This window comes from Arthrobacter sp. B3I4, assembly GCF_030816855.1.
In the GTDB taxonomy this organism is placed as follows: Bacteria; Actinomycetota; Actinomycetes; order Actinomycetales; family Micrococcaceae; genus Arthrobacter.
The window spans coordinates 244,980-263,135 of sequence record NZ_JAUSYK010000001.1; the positions used below are offsets into that span (position 1 = coordinate 244,980).

Genomic DNA, 18,156 nt, shown 5'->3' on the forward strand with positions numbered 1-18,156 from the left:
CGTCAGCGGCCCCAGACCGAGGCGGCGCCGGAGTGCCCGGTCACGATGCTCTGGTAGAGGAAGAAAGCACCGGCCAGGGCGCCAGCAACCAGCAGAACAATCCGCACGACGCGGTTGTCGCGTATCCGGCCCAGGAAGGCGAAGCGGCGGCCGATTGGGTCGTAACTCACAACGATCATTGCGGCAACGAGAACGAAGAAGATGACCGAGACGACCTTCAGCACGTCCCCCTGCTCGGCGTGCTCCCGGATCGCCGCGGTCGCCGGACGGGATTTCTGCAGCTGCTCTCCTGCCTGCGCCGTGACGAGTGCGACCGGAACCAGGCCAAGCGAGAGAACGCCCAGCGGCCAGGCGAGATACCGGCGCCAACGCGGCGCTGCTGCGTAGACGATGGCCGCAAGCCCGGCAATCGGTCCGAGAACCACGACGGCGTGGACCAGGAGGATGTGGGCAGGAAGTCCAGCAATCTCAATCACGGGTGGCTCTCCTCGGTTGGACGTGCGCTGCGAAGCCCCGGCATGGGGGCCGAGGCTTCTATGATTCTTGCATGGCACCCAGTGAGCTGGCGGGCATCGCGGCGCAGCTGTACGCGTTGCCCTTCGACGACTTCATTCCGGGCCGGACGGCCGCCGCCAAGGAGTTGCTCGCCGGGCAATCCGTTACTACGGAGCTGCGCTCCCGGGCGGCCGAGGTGCGTGCACTGCCCAAACCGTCGGTGAGCGCCTGGGCCGTGAACATGCTCGCCTGGCACCGGCCCGAGACGCTCGGTGAGCTGGCCGGGTTGGGACTTGCGATGCGCCAGGCACAGGATGCCCTGGACGCGCCAAGGCTCCGCAGCCTGGCCGGGGAACGGCGCAGAGTGCTGGCCGATACTGTCGGCGCCGCGCGCAAGGTGGCGGAACAGCAAGGCCGCAAGATCAGCGGTGCGATCGCCTCGGAGGTGGAAGAAACCCTGCGGGCAGCCACTGCCGACGAGGGCGCCGCCGCCGCGGTCCGGAGCGGGCGCTTGCTACGTGCCTTGTCCGCCAACGGGGTCGACGCCGCCGAGCTCACCGGCGCGATAGCTGTCCCGGAGGCACCCCCGGCGGCACCGGCGGCTGCGGGAACGGCGGGAACGGTGCCCGCAAGGGGCAGGACGGCGAAAAGCGGCGACTCGGAGGACAGCGGCGGCTCGTCGAAAAACGGCGACTCGTCGAACAATGCCGGCGCGGCGGAAGAGGCCGGCCCGGCCCAGGGCCAGCCCCGGTTGCGGGCCGTCCGGCAGGAGCGGCTGGCTCCCAGCCCGTCCGCGTGGCAGCGCGCTGAGGCCGCCCTCCAGCAGGCCGCCGACGCCGCGAAATCCAGCGCGGCTGAGGAACAGCGCACCGCCAGTGAACGGGACGACGCCGTGGCGGAAGCCGCTGCGCTGACGGAGGAGGCAGCCAGGCTCAAGGAAGACCTCGCACGTGCCGAGGACGGACTTCGGCGGGCGCGGAAGCGCCTCGATTCGGCCACGGCAGCCGCGCAACAGGCGGCCCGGGCGGCGGACAAGGACCGCCGCCGCGAAGACCTGGCAAGGGAAAGAGTGCTGCGGCTGGGCAACACGCCCGGTCGATGACCGCTTTACTGTCAGAGGTCGGTTGCAGACTTAATCCATGGAACAACAACAGGATTTCGCACAGCACTGGGAAGTCACCTACCTGGACACCGAGAGCGGCCGGGTTCGCACCGAGTCGTTCGACGACGCTGTGTCGGCCGAACGCTTTGCCTGCCGGCACGCCCACGACGAGCACGGCTGGGTCGTTGTCGATGCGGTACATCCCACGGAAGGCCGCGCCGCCGCCTGATCCCGGGGTCCCGGTCCGGCTCGCCGCCGGAAAACGTGAAAAGGCCCCCACCCGAAGGTGGAGGCCCCATCACTTAGCCGCTGCTGCGGGACGCCGCCTAAGCGAAGTCGGACACGGCCGGGTCGGCGCCGATGCGGCCCGCGCCCTCCGCGGTGCGGTCCAAGCCGTTGATGGCCTCAACATCCGTGGCGTCGAGGGTGACGTCCAGCGCCGCATAGTTCTCCCGGATCCGCGACTCTGTCACGGACTTCGGGATGACGACGTTGCCGATCGCGAGGTGCCAGGCGATGACAACCTGCGCCGGTGTGGCGTTGTGCTTGGCTGCGATCTGGGCAACCACCGGGCTTTCCAGCAGCTCGCCGCCCTGGCCGAGCGGAGACCAGGCTTCGGTGAGGATGCCGTGGGAAGCATTGAATTCCCGCAGCGCTGCCTGGTTGAAGAACGGGTGAAGCTCAATCTGGTGGATGGCAGGCACGACGCCGGTCTCGTCGATGATGCGCTGCAGCCCCTCCTTGGTGAAGTTGGAGACGCCGATGGACTTTACCCGGCCCTGCTTCTGAAGCTCAATGAGCGCCTTCCAGGTATCCACGAACTTGTCCTGCTTGGGCTGCATCCAGTGGATGAGGTACAGATCCAGGGACTCAAGCCCCAGTCGTTCCATGGATTCCTCGAACGCCTTAAGCGTGGAGTCGTAGCCCTGGTCGGCGTTCCACAGCTTGGTGGTGATGAAGATTTCCTCCGGCTTAAGACCCGAGGTCTCGATCGCCCGGCCTACCCCGGCTTCATTTCCGTAGATCTTGGCGGTGTCGATATGCCGGAAGCCGGCCTCGAATGCCTGGCCGACCACCTTCTCAGCGACGTCGTCCTCAACCTGCCACACGCCGTAACCGAGCTGAGGGATGGTGTTGCCGTCATTGAATTTCAGTTCAGGTGAAAAAGTCATCTTTTTATCCTGCCAACTCATTGCTCCCGGCGCCAGCGTTTTATGCGACGCTAAGCTAGCCGCTTAACTCGGAATATCCGCCGGTAACGTGCGGGAATCAGCCAGCCGCCGCCTCGGTGAGCCGGCGTTCGGCGTCGTCGATGTGCTCCACCACAGTCTCCGCCCGGCGTCGCACGGAAGCGGCCCCTACCGGCACCGGCCCGACGGCGAGGCGGAGCATGGCGGCCGCTTCCGCCGTCATGGCCAACGAGTTCCCGGCGGTCGAGAGTGAACGGTGCACGCCCGCCAAGGGGCCCGGGATGTCGAGACCCTCGCTGGGCGAGCGGCGCTGGGCCTCCTTGCAGATCCGGCGGACCCGGACGGCCAGCTCGGAGAGTTCGTTCGCGATCTGCACCAACTCGGCGTACAGCTCCTCGTCTTCCACCCCTTCGAGGACCTGGTGATACCGGTCCAGCCCGCGGATGAAACGGTCGTGGGCACGCCGCCACAGACCCTTGCCGAGTTCGGCGTCGTCCTTGCGTCCCTGCCGCGCGGCGCTGAAGAATCCCAACGGTGTCCTAGAGGTACTGTCCCGGACCATGGTCCGGGTCTGCGGGTTGGGAGGGGTCCATCCCCGGCCGTGGCTCGGCGGCCCGCTGGGGCTCGCCGTTCTCACCAATGATGACGCCGGGTGCGATCATCGTCCCGGGCGGCAGCTGACGCAGCTGCATCTGGGCGGCGGCGTGCTCGCGGGCGGCATGCTGCGCCGCGATGGCCGTCTGGATGCCGTGGAACAGGCCCTCGAGCCAACCGACCAGCTGGGCCTGGGCGATGCGGAGCTCAGCGTCGGAGGGGGCACCATCCTCGGGGAACGGCAGGTGGATGCGCTCCAGTTCCTGGACCAGTTCGGGAGCCAGTCCGTCTTCCAGTTCCTTGATGGAGCGTTCGTGGATTTCGGCCAGCCGGATGCGCGCAGCGTTGTCCAGCGGGGCGGACTTCACTTCGTCGAGCAGCTGCTTCAACATGGTGCCGATTCGCATCACCTTGGCCGGCTCGTCCACCAGGTCCTGGAGGTGGCTCGCCCGGCTGCGCGGTGCGGTGGCAGCAACGGGTGGGCCGTCCACTGGGGTTCCCTCCACCGGGGCTCCTGCCTCTGGCGCTCCTGAATCTGCAACGGCTGTATCCGGAACGACTGCATCGGGCACATCAGAGTCCGGAGCTGCTGCCTTGGGGTTGCCGTCGCCGGGCTGAGTGTGGTTCGACTCGCTCATGGCTTCATACTCTCACGCTCAAGTTCGGCCCGTCGGACGCCCGGTGATCCGGCCCCCCCGCCGGAAAAGGCAGAAGGCGCCGGGGGAACTGGGTCCCCCGGCGCCTTCTGCGCCGGCTCTGCACTTAGCAGCAGCGGCCCTGCGGGTTGCTGTCCTGGCGGTCCGTATGGTCCCGCCAGAAGTCACGTTCACACATCGGTGGCCCGTCGTGTCCCGAGACCCGATGGTGCTCCAGGTACTTCTTGTAGGCGTCGGCTCCGAGGACACCGCTGAAGTAGTCCGCAAAGCCCCGGAGTCCGGCTACCAGCGCGTTCATAGCAGCAACCGCTAGTGCCGAGTGGAGTGTTCGAGCCGCTGGTCCGCAGGCAGCTTCTTCCACTCCGCATCCAGCGCGCGCTCTGCCGGGGTAGGAATGAACCCGGCCGGCGCGAAGACGCGGGACGGCAGCGCCGGATCCTCGTACTCCACATTGGCGAGGCCCGCGGAGGCGTTGCGGTAGGCCTTTGCCGTTGCAATCAGCGCCGTGATGATGACGATGATGCTCAGCACCACGAAGATCACCGAGAGCCATCCCTGGATCATCGTGTTGCGGACTACGGCTTCCATGGCAGCCGTCGTCTTGGCCGTACCAAAGGACGTTTTCCCGTCGGCGAGGGCCTTGGCGAAGGCAGCGTTGTTGGCGAAGTACCCGACGGCGGGCACCGGCGAGAAAATCTTGTAGAAGCTCGCCGTGATGGTGACGACTGCTGCAAAGGCCAGCGGCAGGGCCACGATCCAGAGGTACTTGAAGGTGCCCCGCTTGGCCACGATCGCGAGGACCACCGACAGTGCGATGGCCGCGAGCAGCTGGTTGGCGATGCCGAAGAGCGGGAACAACGTGTTGATGCCGCCGAGCGGGTCGGTAACGCCCATGAGCAGCACAGCGCCCCAGGCCAGCACCATGACGGCGGTGGCCAGCCAGGCTCCCGGCCGCCAGGAGTGGTCCTTGAATTTCGGAACGAAGTTGCCGATCGAGTCCTGCAGCATGAAGCGGGCGACGCGGGTGCCGGCGTCGACCGCCGTCAGGATGAAGAGCGCCTCGAACATGATGGCGAAGTGGTACCAGAAAGCCATCATTGCGGTACCGCCAATGAACTGCTGCATGATGTGCGCCAGGCCCACGGCGAGGGTGGGAGCGCCGCCGGAGCGGGAAATGATGCTTTGCTCGCCGACGTCCTTGGCGGTCTGGGCGAGGACATCGGGGGTGATGTTAACACCGGCCAGGCCCAGGCTGTTGACCCATTGCGCGGCTGTTTCCACGGTGCCGCCGGTCAGGGCCGTCGGGGCGTTCATGGCGAAGTAGATGCCGCGGTCGATCGAGATGGCTGCGACGAGCGCCATGATGGCCACGAAGGATTCCATCAGCATGCCGCCGTAGCCGATGAGCCGGGTCTGGCGTTCCTTTTCGATGAGTTTCGGCGTCGTACCCGAGGAGATCAGCGCGTGGAAACCGGAGAGGGCACCGCAGGCGATGGTGACGAACAGGAACGGGAACACCGCACCGGAGAAGACGGGGCCGTTGTCCCGGGAGGCGAATTCGCTGAACGCCGGGACGGTGATTTCCGGACGCACGACAATGATGGCCAGCGCCAGCATCACGATCACGCCGATCTTCATGAAGGTGGAGAGGTAGTCACGCGGTGCGAGCAACAGCCAGACTGGCAGAATCGCCGCGATGAAACCGTAGATGATCAGGCCCCAGGCGATGGTGACCTTGTCCAGGTGGAAGAACGCGGCACCCCATTCGGTGCCGGCCACGGCGCCGCCGCCAATGATTGCGGCCATGAGCAGCACGAAGCCGATCAGTGAAACTTCCATCACCTTGCCCGGGCGCAGGTACCGCAGGTAGACGCCCATGAACAGGGCGATCGGGATAGTCATGCCCACCGAGAAGACACCCCAGGGGCTTTCGCCGAGGGCGTTGACGACGACGAGGGCCAGGATGGCGACGATGATCACCATGATCAGAAGGGTCGCGACGAGGGCCGCGGTGCCGCCGATGACGCCGAGCTCTTCGCGGGCCATCTGGCCAAGGGAGCGGCCGCCGCGGCGCATGGAGAAGAAGAGGACCAGGTAATCCTGGACAGCGCCGGCAAGGACGACACCGATAATGATCCAGATGGTGCCCGGCAGGTAGCCCATCTGGGCGGCGATGACCGGGCCCACCAGCGGACCCGCGCCGGCGATGGCGGCGAAGTGGTGGCCGAACAGGACGTTGCGGTCGGTCCGGACGTAGTCCTTGCCGTCGGCCTTGTATTCGGCGGGGGTGGCGCGGCGGTCGTTCGGCCTGGCGATGTAACGCTCAATCACCTTGGAGTAGAAGCGGTAGCCGATCAGATAGGTGCAGACCGAGGCGAACACGAACCAGATCGCGTTCACCGTCTCACCACGGACGATGGCCAGCATGAACCAGGCGACGCCGCCCAGCAATGCGATTGCCGCCCAGAGGGCAATTTTCGCGGGGGTCCAGTTGCGCTCTTCCGCTTCGCGGGTGGCCTCGTCGACGGCCGTCGCCGGCAGGCCCGGCACCGGTGTGATGTCCTCGTCAACTTGCGCGGTTTTCGGCCTGCCATCCGGCATTGTGCCCATGTCTCCTCCTTGAGAATTCTCAACGAGCAGACCAACAGTCAGACCTGCCCCATGGCACCCTACCAACGCACCCGGCTTGTCGGCAGCGGCGGAAGACCGCCGCGCCGGTGCGGTCGCCAGGCGGTGCCGAGTCCGCGGTGAACGGCGGCTTTGCGGAAACCCTCAGGCGGGGCCGGCCAGTTGCATCAGGCGCGCTTCGCACAGGTCCAGCCAGCGGACCTCCGCCTCGGTCTGGAAGATCAAGGAATCCAGGACCAGAAGCCGCGCTGTGTCCGCCGGGCGGGGGCGTGCGGCCGCTTCCCGGCGGGACTTGGTGTATTCCTGCAGCGCCCGGATGGAGACTGCCCGCTGGGTTTGGATCAGCGCACCGACGTCGACGGCGGGAAGCGTCAGGGCCAGTGCGAGCTTGATCGCAAGTTCGTTGCGGGGCGGATTGGTCCGGGCGACCGGCGAGTGGAACCAAGCTTGGGCTTCCGCCAGCCCGACGTCCGTGATGCTGTAGATGACGTGGCCTTCGCCGTCGCTGCCGTCTTTTTGCACCAGTCCGTCGCGTTCAAGGCGGTCAAGCGTGGTGTAGACCTGCCCGATATTGAGGGGCCAGGACGAACCGGTGCGGTCCTCGAACGCGGCCCGCAGTTGGTAACCGTAGCGGGGGCGGTCCTGCAACAACGCCAGGAGGCTGTGGCGGATAGACATGGTGGATCCGACGGTAGCAGGACAACGGCATACACGCGCCCCAAGACGCGTGTATACCGCGTATGGAATTACTCTATCGCTATTCGCGCGGGCCAGCGTTCAAAATATGCCGCCTCCGCCATGCTTCGCGTCACCCTTGCGACTAGAGGACCAGCAGGACCTTACCCACGTGCTCACCGGAGTCAAAGTAGCGGTGCGCCGCCTGCACCTGGTCCAGCGGGAAGGTCTTGGCCACGAGCGGGTGGATTCGTCCCTCCACCAGCAGCGGCCATACTGCGTCGCGGACCGCGTTCATGATGACCGTCTTCTCCTCCACCGGGCGGGGACGAAGCGAAGTGGCGATGATTGCAGCGCGTTTTCGGAGCAACACGCTGAGGTCCAGTTCGCCTTTTGTGCCGCCCTGCAGACCGATCACCACGAGCCGGCCGTAGTCCGCAAGGGCGTCCACGTTCTGCTCGAGATATTTGGCGCCGACCACATCAAGAATCACGTCGGCACCCTTGCCACCGTTCTGGGCGCGCAGGCTGTCGGGAAATTTCTCCTCCGCGTAATTGATCGCGATGTCGGCTCCAAGAAAAGCCTTGGCGGTGCCGACCTTTTCGGCGGTGCCTGCGGTGGCAGCGACACGGGCGCCCAAGGCCTTGGCCAGCTGGATGGCCATGGTGCCGATGCCACCGGTGGCACCGTGGACGAGCACTGTTTCCCCGGGCTGCAGTTGCGCCGTCATGACCAAATTGGAATATACGGTCGCTGCGACTTCGGGCAGTGCCGCGGCGGTGACCAGGTCCACCCCGTCCGGAACCCGCAGAACCTGGCCGGCCGGGACCGCCACCTGTTGGGCATAGCCGCCTCCCGCGAGCAGCGCGACGACTTTGTCGCCGACCGAGAAAGGTTTGGCGACGCCGGTGCCAAACCCTGAGATCCGCCCCGAAACCTCAAGGCCGGGAATCTCCGAAGCTCCAGGGGGCGGCGGGTAAAAGCCCCTGCGCTGCTGGACGTCCGCCCGGTTCAGGCCGGCGGCCACCACATCGATCAGTACCTCGCCGGGGCCGGGAACGGGCGGCGGGACCTCGCGGAGTTCCAGAACCTCCGGACCGCCGGGCTTTGAGATGTAGACAGCCTTCATGGAGTTCTCCGATTCCTAACTTATTTGTGCGGGCATGCCGGCCGAAACGCACGGCACGAACAACGCCCACTCCAGCCTAGGGCGCCGGACCGGCGCCGTCAGCGAGCGCCGCCGGCTTTTTGTGGCTGCTGACCGACTGTGAAAGACTACGCGTTAGGGAAGGTTGTCCGAGCGGCCGAAGGAGCTGGTCTTGAAAACCAGTGTGCGGTAACCCCGTACCAAGAGTTCGAATCTCTTACCTTCCGCGGTAAGCGCGGTTTTCGTAGCTGAAGGGGCCGTTGTGTCGACCTAAAGGTCGGCGCAGCGGCCCCTTTCCCGTTCCCCAGGCCCGGCTGAGGAACGGCTAGGCTCCCGCTTGACTGATCGTGAAGGCGGATAGGAAGCCCAGCGCGGCAATCAGGCCTGTGAGAATGTGGTGCTCCTCGAAGGCCTCCGGGATCATGGTGTCCGCGAGCATGGCCAGAATGGCGCCGGCGGCGGTGGCGGTGATGAAGGCGACGAGTTCGGCCGACGCGTTCTGCAGGCTCAGGTATCCGATCAGGGAAGCAAGCCCGGAGATCAGGGCTATTCCACCCCACACGCCAAAAACGTAGCCGGCGCTTCGGCCGGATTTTTTCATCCCGGCGGTGCTGGACAGGCCTTCGGGAACGTTGGAGATGAAGACGGCCGCCAGCATCGCGGGGCTCACCGCACCCCCGGCGACCAGACCCAGGCCGAGGACCACGGACTCCGGGATCCCGTCAAGCAACGCTCCGACGGCGATGGCGGTGCCGCTGCCGGGTTTTTCCCGCTCCGAGGGCTGCTTGCCGGCTGACCGCTTTCGGTGCTTGGCTCCGTGCCGGGCCAACAGGGCGTTCGCTGCCACGTAGACCAGCGCTCCGCCCAGGAAACCCGCGGCGGTTGGCCACAGGCCTCCGCCTTGCGCCGCTTCTTCCACGAGATCGAAGGCGAGGGCCGAAATCAGGACGCCGGCGCCGAAGGACATGACGGAGGAAACGACCTTCGACGGGATCTTCCATTTCCAGGAGAGGGCGGAGCCGAGCAGGAGTGCCCCCGCCGGCGACCGTTCCCCAGAACAGAGCTTGGAACCACATCGGCATTATTTCGACCCTTCCGTTTGTCTGTTGCCACGCTACCCCGGGCTCGATGAGGGCTTTGGCCTCTGTCCCCCACACCGGCAGCAGGGCCATCCTATTTACACCGGAGCGTTCAGCCCGCATTACGGGGCCACCCCGGCGCGGGCCCATAGGAGACGAACTCCATGCAGCAGTTAATTCCCTGGCTCATGTTCTGCCTGGCAGTAGCCTTGGTTTGCCTGTTCTGGCCGAACGCCGCCCGGATCTTCATCGGTAGCTTCTTCATTGTGATGGCCGTAGCAGTGAACATGGTGGTGAGTGCCGCGGCCCCGGCTCAATTCGTGAAGCTGGGTGCGGACGCTCCGCTCGTTCCGTTCTACGGCTGGTTTTTCCGAACTGTCGTCGCGGCCGCCCCGCAGGCTGTGGGGTTCTTGGCCGCGTCGGGCGAGATCGCCGTCGGCCTGCTTATCCTCAACCGGGGCAAACGAGTTCGCCTCGGCCTGATCTGCGCCATTGTCTTCCTGCTCGCCATCACGCCCATGGGGATCTGGACGTTGCCGAACCCCATTCTCGCTGGCGGCCTCGCGTTGCTGCTGAGAAAGAACTTCCCCAGCAGCGCGTTGCATGTCCCGCCTCTGCCCTCACACCGCCCGGCCTCACGAAGCAGGTCCACCTAGCCCCGGCGGAATCAGCCCGATGCCGGTTCTGCGGCTTCGGGGACGTCCGCGGGCTGCTCCGCGGTACCGACCCGCCGCTGGCTGCGCCCCTGGGCGGCGGGGGCTTCGGTGCGGAAATTGATTAGCTTGTGGGTTCCATCGCAGTACGGCTTGATCGCCGAGGCGCCGCATCTACAGAGGGCAATCGTTTGCCGCTGCCTGGGCACAGGGTCCCCCGCAGGCGTCACCACATCAAAGTCGCCCCGCACAAGGATGGGACCGTCAGGGCAGACGACGAGGGAGGCGTTCGGGGGCTGCTGGGGAGTGTCGCTCATGGGGTCTTCCGTTCATGGCCGGCGTCGGGGACGAGGCGGACTTTGCCGGCATGCCGGCGTCGCAAGAAGGTCTGGGAGTGCGCGGCGGTCTTGAGCCGGCCCCCTGCGTAAGGCACTCCCCCCGCGAACCGCAGGACCACAGCCGCCCACACGCAGACGGCGCGTTCCAGAAGCCAAAGCGGGGCGAAGAGGGCGGCGCGGAAGGGGAACACTTGGCAGCCGCCGTCGCGCCTGCGGCCGGTTTCTGCCAGCACGACGGCGATCGCAGCGCCGCCCAGGAGGGAGCCGGCGCGACGCCGGAAGGGCAGACTGAGCATGCCGGCCAGCATCGGCAGCAAAGCCAGTTCAACGACAAGCCTGGCGGGTTGGGCGAAGTCGTCATAGGACTGCCGGACCCGCTGGCGAAGGAAGTGGCGGACCGTGGGCGGCGTGCGTGCGACGAACAACCCTGCGGCATGATGCTCGCGTCCTCCGGCGGCTGTAACCGTGCGGATAAGCTCCAAGTTTTCAAAAAGCACCGGCTCGTAACCACCGGTCGCCTCGAGGGCCGCGCGCCGCACCGCAAGGGTCCCGGGGAAGTCGCCGCCGAACGCTCGGTTGACCAGTGTCCGTGACGTGTCCCAGCAAGCATGCCACGGCCAGGTGTCGAAGTAGTTCTGCGGCCGGACAAGGTCGGCATGATCCAGTCCCGCGAGGACGGCGGTGAGGGACTCACGGGTGTACCGCACGTCGTCGTCGGCGATGACCAGCCTGTCGGCGCGGCTCGCCTGCACGCCGGTCAGCACGGCTCTGACCTTCCCGTTGCCCACGCCGCCTGCGGCGGGCCGGAGGTGTTTGACGGCGCGGGGAAACCGGGCACGGTGGTGCTCGAACAGTTCTTCCGGCGAACCGTCCACCACCATAACCGTGATCCAACAGCAGAGTTTCCGCAGGTAGTCCACGAGGCTGTCGAGAGCCAGGTCGTCGATCCACCGCAGCGGCAGGATGTATTCGGCGCTTGTTCCCGGGAGAGCAGGTGCTACCCCGTCGGTCATACGGTGGCGGGTAAGGGGAGGCGAAGTGACGACTTTCCGTCCTCCCAGGCGTCGAGAACGTGGGCGGCAAACAGCGCGTCAAGGGAGCTGACGGCGGCTGCTCCGAAGAGGACATCCTCCAGCAGGCGTGGTTCCGCCTCCACGAGTCCGCCTGCGAGGTCCCGTCCGGCGATCTGCTCGTGAACGGCGTCGGCCTCGACATGCTCATCAAAGTATCGCGTCACGTCCGCACCGAAGCCGAGACGACGGAACCCGTTGCCGTAGAGCTGGTTGGGCCGTGAGGACGTCATCTCGTACATCGCCAGGTGTCCGGCGATCGCCCCCCGCAACCTCCGGTTCAGCCCGAAGAGGGACATGGCATTCACCGACGCCAGGGATATGGCGGGCATCGCGTCCAGGTAGGCGCCATAACGGTCGTCCAGACCCAGTCCCCTCATGGTCCGGGCAAACAAGGCACTGTGCATGCGTTCGGGGTTTCCGCCGCCGTACTCGTCCGCTTGGATTTCCACGAGGGCGGCCTTGGCCCGCCCGGCCAGGCGGGGAATAGCCCAAGTGTGCGGGTCGGCTTCCTTGAGCTGGTACAGCGACTTGTGAGTCAGGAATTCACGGGCCTGGCCCTCCGTCGCTTTCTTGGCAACGTGCCTCGACAGGCTGGGACCGCCGTCCCGGCCAGCGAGCTCAAACAGGAGGGCAGCCGTTTCATCGCTGTCGGGAACTCCGGACTCCGGGAACCGGAGGGTCGCGGTCAGCGGAGCCGCCTGTAACCGAAGCCACTGCTCAAAGGGGTCTTCCAGCAGGTGGCGGATCCTGACGAGCCCAGGATTCCACTCCCAGCAGTCATCCACTCCCTGCAGGCCGCCGTAATGCAGTTCGTAAAGACAGAACAAGCTCAACTGCACGTCCTCGTCGAGGACACCCTCAAGGGCTGACATCCGTTCCGCGACGCGGTCCTGCAGGGCGCTTTCCGCGGCGGGGTCAGCGCCGGGCATTTCAACAAGTAGCGAAAGCAGCCCGGAGCTGATTGGCCCCCGGGCCTCAGGGATCTTCATTTATCTCCTAGAAGTGGGCCGCTCGTGCGCCCTGGCGCGGTTGCCGCGGTTCAGGGGCGAGTGGAAGTTGCACGGGCCGGACGACGGTCGAGCAGCAGTGCCAGGGCGATCATGCCCAGGCCCAGCACGAGGTGGAGCCAGTTGTCTGCGCTGTTGACCGGAACAAAATTTGCAGCTGACTCCTGGTCGATCAGGAGGCCGTAGATCCAGAGGATCATGTATATGGCGCCCCCGAAGAGCAGGTAGTTTCTCGCCTGGTTGTGGGCGCGCGCCATCAGCAGGCCGGCGATGCCGAACAGCAGGTGGACGATGTTGTGCAACACAGACACCTGAAAGGCGCCCAGCAGCAGAGCCTCGGAGCCGTGGCCGGCCAAACCGAGGGTGTCGTAGTGGCTCGTGATGCCCGGGACGAACCCGAGGATGCCGACCAACAGGAAGACTGCTCCTACCGCCTGGGCGGCCCTCTGCATGGTGGTCTTCTGTCGACCTACGCGGTTTGTGTTAGCCACGGCGAACTCTCCTTCATTGCGGAATGTCGATTTTTGCCTCAGCGAACGATGCCGCCGGGCTTAGACCATGCCGGGGTAAGTGGAGAGGATGTAATCGGCGGCGGCGGGGCCCTTGATGCGGAGCGGAGTGCGGCCCGGACGGATCTTCTTCTTCTTCATGGCCGTCCAGAAGGCGTCCTCCGCCCGGGGAACAGAGCGGGACAGGAAGCACCAACTGGTGTAAACGCCGTAAAGGCAATCGCGCCCGACTCCTGTGCCTGAGGCGGCATCCGGGGCGGTGGCTTCGTGAAGGAATTGGTCGTACTGCGAATCTGCCATGGTTGGCTCGTTTCCGCTGGGTGCTTTGGGGGCCGCCGAGGGCTACAGCAGCTGAGGCTTGGGCGCCATGCACGGGACGCCAAGCGAACTTCCCTACGGTGTAGACGCTACGCGTAGAGTGATACATAAGCAAGCTTGCTTACCGATGCGTTTTGGGGCGCGATTGCATCCCGGAACCCCGACACAAAACCCTAAGGAAACCCCATGTCCACCGCAGATAATCCTGCGCCGTCCGAGCCCAAGAAGCCGCTCAGCCGGGAGTTAGTGCTGGCCACGGCGCTGGAGCTGGTGGACGACGAAGGACTGGAAGCGCTGACTATGCGCCGGCTCGGGCAGCAGCTGGGACGCGACCCCATGAGCCTGTACCGCTATGCCAAGAATCGGGCGGAGCTGCTCGATGGCGTTTCCGAACTTGTCCTCAACGAGCTTCCCATCAATCCGGGCGACCCCGATTGGCAGGCCCAGCTGCGCCGCATTGCTCACGACCTCCGCGAACTTGCGCTCCGGCATCCTAATGTCGTGCCACTTCTCGTGACCCGGCCGCTGTCCACTCCCCTTGGCATGCGGCCGCTGGGCACGCTGCGGCCGTTGGAGCAGATCCTTTCCCTCTTGATCGACGCGGGTTTTGCGCCTTCCGACGCGCTCCACGTCTACCGCGCCTACTATGGCTACCTTTACGGCCACATCCTGAACGAATTGCAGGAATTCATCGTTGACCCGGTTGAGAACGAAGCTCTGCTCCGGCTGGGTCTGCATAGGTTGCCGCCCAAGGAATTTCGCCACCTCCGGGACCTCGCCCCGGTACTCGCCGACTACAACGGGATGGCCGAACTCGACGAGGGCATCACTATTTTGCTCGCAGGTCTTACTGAGCGGCTCTCGCCCATGCCCCGCCGGGACACCACCTGAAAGGACCACCATGCTTCTTCTCTTTGGCCTCAGGACGGCGCTGAAAGACCTTCCCGGGAGACTGGCCACATGTCCGAACTGCGGCCAGTTCGTGCACCACCGGCTTCAGGAGCGGGCCACCAAGTTCACGTTGTTCTTCATTCCTGTCTTCACGACATCCAGGACCTACCAGATCACCTGCTCAAACTGCGGCCAGACGTCAGCCATCAAGGCGCGGCAAAAAAACGCGCTGGCCTGGTAGAGAGAACGCCGGCAGGCGGCTCAGCCTCCACCCTAGGCGGGCACGTGTTTGCCGGGGTGGGGACGTGCCTGCTTCAACTCGTGGATGAGTGAGGCCATTGCCTGCCTTTCCGCCGGGCTGTCCGCCAACGCTACGAGGGCGCAGGCGACCCCTGCGAGCTTGACGTTTCTGTTGTTGCTGAACGTCGTCAGGATCTTAAAGGCGTCATCGGAACCGATGCCCAGGCGACCCATCAGAATGCCTTCGGCTTTGGCAATCGTGCCACGGGTGCCCATGGCACCGCGGATGGCTTCGCGGGAAGCCATCTCGGTCTCCCATTGGATTGTCGATGTGAGGTCGAGCATAACTCCTGACACGCTCTCGAGATGCCCAGCCTCGTCTAGAACCGCTTCGCCTGCAGTCAAGACCCTGTGCTCATGCGAGTGCGCGTCGATGACACGGTGGTAAATCGCAACGTGGCCGCCGTGAACGAACAATTCCTCGTTGACTGCCTGAATACGCGGCAAGTCCCCCGGGTGTTTGTGCGCCAACGTCAGCGCCAGGGTCGGTACCACTTCGCCCCGACGGTAGCCGTGGATGACGTACAGCTCATCCGACCAGGACATGAGCAGTGATTTCCCGTCCAGAACGAACGTCCCGGCCGTCATGGCTGTACTGCCTAGGCCGCTTGAGTAGGCAGGCCCCGGAACACTCGTCGTCATCGGATCTCCTGTCTGGGCGATGGCCCATCTGAGGACCCACAATCAACCGATATCTGCCAGTGCTCGCCGCCGCAAGGGTCGAAGGTCATCCTGCCGGCCGTTTTGGGCGGGGCCGCGACAGATGGCCCGCGACAGATGAATGGGTGTGGCCCGCCCCCGATAACAACGGGTCACACCCGGAGCTGCCACCGACCCCCAGCCGCCGGTCGTTTGACTTGCAAAGGCCCCAAGGATATGCTCTATCCCGGCGCCCCGATGCATCCCCCAATAGCATCGGGGCGCCCTCATGCCCTCTTAGGCCCGGCGAAGCCAGGGCCACAGGGAGCACTTTGGGAAATCCGGAGTCGTGATAGCGGCCGCATCGGCGCGGGCCGGGGCTGTCCTCGGGGATCATCCCGGCACTCGGGGTCCGCCGCAGGGCCGCGCGCGGGGGCCGTCGACAATCCGGGTCTGAATGGCATGCAACAGGGCCCTCCACGTAGCTGGACGGCCGCCTGCTTGACCTCACTTCAGGATAACAAAAGGCCTCCTAAGGGTGAAGAGCCGCCGCCGGTTTACGCGCGGGCCAGGCACGGCCGCCCGGACCGGGCATTTGCGGTCGGTAGTCATAAGGAACAGACTGCAGATACGCAAAGGCGGCCGAACGGGCGCCCACGGGAGGGATAACAGCATGTTTCGTCCTAATGTCGCCGACCAGATCCACCTCATCAAGCACGCAGCGGTGAACTGCTACATCATCCAGGACGGACCCAAGGTCATGCTGGTCGATGCAGGCCTCCCATCCATGTGGAAGCTGGTTCTTGCGGCGCTGCGCGAACTGGGCCGCTCGCCCCGCGACATCTCCGCGCTGGTCCTCACCCATGGACACTTCGATCACGTCGGGTTCGCGGCCAGGCTGCAGCAGGACCTGGACGTGCCGGTCTATGTCCACCCCGAGGACGCCTACCTCGCGGCACATCCTTACCGGTACAAGCACGAGAAAAACCGGCTGCTCTATCCCGTCAGGTACCCGCGCTCCATCCCCGTCCTGGCTCGAATGAGCCTCGCAGGAGCGCTCAACGTCAAGGGTGTCAGCGACCTGCGCACCCTGGACGCCGAGTCGGCCGGGACCCTCCCGGGGCGTCCCGAACTCCTGCACACACCCGGCCATACCCAAGGCCACTGCGCCCTGCACTTCAGCGAACGTGGCACGGTCCTCACCGGAGACAGCTTGGTGACCCTCGACCCCTACACCGGCGCCAGCGGTCCGCAGATCGTGTCGGCCGCCGCGACAGCCGACACCCACCTCGCCCTGAAGTCCCTGGATGTACTGGCCGGCACGGGTGCCGAAACTGCTCTCCCGGGGCACGGCCTGCCTTACTACGGCAGCATCGCGGCTGCGGTGCAAGAGGCCCGGCAGCACGGAGCAACCTGACCGGTAGGCGCAAAGCGTGCCGCCGGCAGGGCACTTTTCTGGGTCCCCGCTTCCACTAGTCTTGAGCAAGGAACTTGCGGTCGGGTGGCGGAAGCCCTCAGACCGCCCGCCGCCGGGACGCCCGGCGGGGCAACCACCCCAACGCGTGAAGGACCTATGACAAGCACTGGCAACGAATCCCAAAGTCACCTTCAGGGGCCGAACGCCCCGGAGTGGAAGCGTTTGGAGGACGTGTCCAGGACCCGACTTTTGGACACGCCTCCCGAAGAGCGCTTCGACCGGATCACAAGGCTCGCTCAGAGCCTCTTCGGCGTCAGCTCCGCCAGCATCTCCCTGATCGCCGAGAACCGCCAGTACTTGAAGTCCTTCGTCGGTCCACTGGCCCGCGAGTCAGACCGGGGAAACGCCTTCTGCGCCGAAACCATCAAGGCCCCGGACACCATGATCGTGGAGAACGCCCTGACCGACGAACGCTTCCGGCAAAGCCCGCTCGTCACTGGCCGTCCCCACATCCAGTTCTACGCCGGGCACCCGCTCACCGGCCCCGGGGGCACCCACGTGGGAACATTCTGCATTGCCGACCAGGCGCCGAGGCGGTTCAGTGCGGAACAGCAAAAGATCCTCGAGGATTTGACCGCCATCATCCAGCGGGAGATGAACCTCTCCTGGGACATCGACACGGGCGCGCGCGTCCAGCGGGCGCTCCAGCCGGCCATTCCTTCCGCGCCGGACGGATACTCGCTGGGCACCTGCTTTTACCCGGCGTCCGGGGTCAGCGGGGATTTCTACGAGTTCGGGACGACGGCGTCTGGCGAGTTCCGCATCACCGTTGGCGATGCCATGGGCAAGGGCGTGGGACCGGGGCTCGTGGCGGGCACAGTGCGCGCCGCCTTTACCCACTGCGACTGGGAGGCCGAGCCGGCGCGCATCTTCGAGAACGTCGCAGGAGCCCTGGACGAGACCCTGGCCCGCGTCGGGTCGTTCGCCACTGTCTTCCACGCCGTCGTCGACCCGGACACGGGTGCGGGCCGCTACGCGGACGCCGGCCAAGCACTAAGCCACATCGTGCGCGCCGACAACACGCTCGAGCGCCTCTCCCCCACCGGCCCGCCGCTGGGTCTAGTGCCCGGCCAGACCTGGGACACAGGGACCTTCACCCTGCACCCCGGCGATGCAATCCTGGTTCCGACCGACGGGCTGCTCGATCTCCACGGCGGCGAGCTGGGCCCGCTTGGCACGGCCATCGGTCAGCTGCAGGACAGTGACGATGCGGATGTCGCAGTCAGGAAGCTCTGTGACCGGCGGGGAAAGCGCGTCATCCTGGATGACATCACGGCAGTCCTACTCCGCCGGAACGCGTCACCGGCCTGAGGCCTGCAGACTGAGGCCCGGCACCGGGGACCTCCGCAAGTGCCGGTAGGATGCACCGAAGGCGACGAACGCCC

At 65.7% G+C, this 18,156-nt stretch carries 21 protein-coding genes, 1 tRNA gene and 1 pseudogene; 8 read left to right on the forward strand and 15 right to left on the reverse strand.

Annotation, left to right across the window (positions count from 1 at the left end; genetic code table 11):
• Positions 1-2: 2 nt before the first annotated feature.
• Positions 3-476 carry a DUF2231 domain-containing protein gene (locus QFZ61_RS01120; protein WP_307032539.1) on the reverse strand — a complete coding sequence of 158 codons (474 nt, stop codon included), beginning with the start codon at positions 474-476 and terminating at the stop codon, positions 3-5.
• 71 nt (positions 477-547) lie between these two features.
• Here QFZ61_RS01120 and QFZ61_RS01125 point away from each other — a divergent pair, with 71 nt between their 5' ends.
• A complete protein-coding gene (locus tag QFZ61_RS01125) occupies positions 548-1,597 on the forward strand; it encodes a hypothetical protein (RefSeq protein ID WP_307032540.1) in 1,050 nt (349 codons plus the stop codon).
• 37 nt (positions 1,598-1,634) lie between these two features.
• Positions 1,635-1,826, forward strand: a complete 192-nt coding sequence (locus QFZ61_RS01130; protein WP_307032542.1) for a hypothetical protein — start codon at positions 1,635-1,637, stop codon at positions 1,824-1,826.
• A 97-nt stretch (positions 1,827-1,923) separates the two neighbouring features.
• Here the strand turns inward: QFZ61_RS01130 and QFZ61_RS01135 are convergent, their stop codons facing one another.
• From QFZ61_RS01135 to QFZ61_RS01165, 7 genes are all read right to left on the reverse strand, one after another.
• On the reverse strand, positions 1,924-2,769 hold the full coding sequence (locus tag QFZ61_RS01135; RefSeq protein ID WP_307032544.1) for an aldo/keto reductase: 846 nt from the start codon (positions 2,767-2,769) through the stop codon (positions 1,924-1,926).
• Positions 2,770-2,866: 97 nt separating this feature from the next.
• A complete protein-coding gene (locus tag QFZ61_RS01140; protein ID WP_307032546.1) occupies positions 2,867-3,319 on the reverse strand; it encodes a hypothetical protein in 453 nt (150 codons plus the stop codon).
• Between the two features lie 7 nt (positions 3,320-3,326).
• Complete coding sequence (locus QFZ61_RS01145; RefSeq protein WP_307032548.1) at positions 3,327-4,019, reverse strand: bacterial proteasome activator family protein; 693 nt, start codon at positions 4,017-4,019, stop codon at positions 3,327-3,329.
• A gap of 124 nt (positions 4,020-4,143) precedes the next feature.
• Complete coding sequence (locus tag QFZ61_RS01150; protein WP_307032550.1) at positions 4,144-4,335, reverse strand: YbdD/YjiX family protein; 192 nt, start codon at positions 4,333-4,335, stop codon at positions 4,144-4,146.
• Between the two features lie 11 nt (positions 4,336-4,346).
• Positions 4,347-6,638 (reverse strand): carbon starvation CstA family protein, encoded by a 2,292-nt coding sequence (locus tag QFZ61_RS01155; RefSeq protein ID WP_373427179.1) that lies wholly within the window; start codon positions 6,636-6,638, stop codon positions 4,347-4,349.
• 171 nt (positions 6,639-6,809) lie between these two features.
• On the reverse strand, positions 6,810-7,343 hold the full coding sequence (locus QFZ61_RS01160; protein WP_307032554.1) for a PadR family transcriptional regulator: 534 nt from the start codon (positions 7,341-7,343) through the stop codon (positions 6,810-6,812).
• Positions 7,344-7,485: 142 nt separating this feature from the next.
• Positions 7,486-8,469, reverse strand: coding sequence for an NAD(P)H-quinone oxidoreductase (locus QFZ61_RS01165; protein ID WP_307032557.1), 984 nt, complete (start codon positions 8,467-8,469; stop codon positions 7,486-7,488).
• Between the two features lie 157 nt (positions 8,470-8,626).
• On the opposite strand from QFZ61_RS01165, the gene QFZ61_RS01170 reads away from it, so the two are divergent.
• Positions 8,627-8,714, forward strand: a tRNA-Ser gene (locus tag QFZ61_RS01170).
• A 98-nt stretch (positions 8,715-8,812) separates the two neighbouring features.
• Here the strand turns inward: QFZ61_RS01170 and QFZ61_RS01175 are convergent.
• Positions 8,813-9,569: pseudogene (locus QFZ61_RS01175) on the reverse strand (ZIP family metal transporter).
• A gap of 161 nt (positions 9,570-9,730) precedes the next feature.
• On the opposite strand from QFZ61_RS01175, the gene QFZ61_RS01180 reads away from it, so the two are divergent.
• Positions 9,731-10,222, forward strand: coding sequence for a hypothetical protein (locus QFZ61_RS01180; protein WP_307032559.1), 492 nt, complete (start codon positions 9,731-9,733; stop codon positions 10,220-10,222).
• Positions 10,223-10,233: 11 nt separating this feature from the next.
• Here QFZ61_RS01180 and QFZ61_RS01185 read toward each other — a convergent pair whose 3' ends face one another.
• The 5 genes from QFZ61_RS01185 to QFZ61_RS01205 all read right to left on the reverse strand — a co-directional run bounded on the left by QFZ61_RS01185 (position 10,234) and on the right by QFZ61_RS01205 (position 13,446).
• Positions 10,234-10,536 (reverse strand): CDGSH iron-sulfur domain-containing protein, encoded by a 303-nt coding sequence (locus tag QFZ61_RS01185; protein WP_307032561.1) that lies wholly within the window; start codon positions 10,534-10,536, stop codon positions 10,234-10,236.
• The gene (locus tag QFZ61_RS01190) at positions 10,533-11,570 is read right to left on the reverse strand and encodes a glycosyltransferase family 2 protein (protein WP_307032563.1); all 1,038 of its coding nucleotides are present in this window, start codon (positions 11,568-11,570) and stop codon (positions 10,533-10,535) included. Before QFZ61_RS01190 ends, QFZ61_RS01185 begins: the two co-directional genes overlap by 4 nt.
• Complete coding sequence (locus QFZ61_RS01195; protein ID WP_307032565.1) at positions 11,567-12,619, reverse strand: iron-containing redox enzyme family protein; 1,053 nt, start codon at positions 12,617-12,619, stop codon at positions 11,567-11,569. The genes QFZ61_RS01190 and QFZ61_RS01195 overlap by 4 nt, the downstream gene beginning before the upstream one ends.
• 50 nt (positions 12,620-12,669) lie before the next feature.
• Complete coding sequence (locus tag QFZ61_RS01200; protein ID WP_307037942.1) at positions 12,670-13,089, reverse strand: DUF4383 domain-containing protein; 420 nt, start codon at positions 13,087-13,089, stop codon at positions 12,670-12,672.
• Between the two features lie 99 nt (positions 13,090-13,188).
• On the reverse strand, positions 13,189-13,446 hold the full coding sequence (locus QFZ61_RS01205; RefSeq protein WP_307032567.1) for a hypothetical protein: 258 nt from the start codon (positions 13,444-13,446) through the stop codon (positions 13,189-13,191).
• Between the two features lie 204 nt (positions 13,447-13,650).
• On the opposite strand from QFZ61_RS01205, the gene QFZ61_RS01210 reads away from it, so the two are divergent.
• Together QFZ61_RS01210 and QFZ61_RS01215 are read left to right on the forward strand one after the other, a co-directional pair.
• The gene (locus QFZ61_RS01210; RefSeq protein ID WP_307032569.1) at positions 13,651-14,355 is read left to right on the forward strand and encodes a TetR/AcrR family transcriptional regulator C-terminal domain-containing protein; all 705 of its coding nucleotides are present in this window, start codon (positions 13,651-13,653) and stop codon (positions 14,353-14,355) included.
• A 10-nt stretch (positions 14,356-14,365) separates the two neighbouring features.
• Positions 14,366-14,596 carry a zinc-ribbon domain-containing protein gene (locus tag QFZ61_RS01215; RefSeq protein WP_307032571.1) on the forward strand — a complete coding sequence of 77 codons (231 nt, stop codon included), beginning with the start codon at positions 14,366-14,368 and terminating at the stop codon, positions 14,594-14,596.
• A gap of 32 nt (positions 14,597-14,628) precedes the next feature.
• Here the strand turns inward: QFZ61_RS01215 and QFZ61_RS01220 are convergent, their stop codons facing one another.
• Positions 14,629-15,297: a PAS and ANTAR domain-containing protein gene (locus QFZ61_RS01220; RefSeq protein ID WP_307032573.1), complete on the reverse strand. Its 669-nt coding sequence runs from the start codon at positions 15,295-15,297 to the stop codon at positions 14,629-14,631.
• Between the two features lie 670 nt (positions 15,298-15,967).
• On the opposite strand from QFZ61_RS01220, the gene QFZ61_RS01225 reads away from it, so the two are divergent.
• The gene (locus QFZ61_RS01225; RefSeq protein ID WP_307032574.1) at positions 15,968-16,711 is read left to right on the forward strand and encodes an MBL fold metallo-hydrolase; all 744 of its coding nucleotides are present in this window, start codon (positions 15,968-15,970) and stop codon (positions 16,709-16,711) included.
• 249 nt (positions 16,712-16,960) lie between these two features.
• Entirely contained in the window at positions 16,961-18,082 is a 1,122-nt protein-coding gene (locus QFZ61_RS01230) for a PP2C family protein-serine/threonine phosphatase (RefSeq protein ID WP_307032575.1), read from the forward strand.
• The last annotated feature ends 74 nt before the right edge of the window (positions 18,083-18,156 follow it).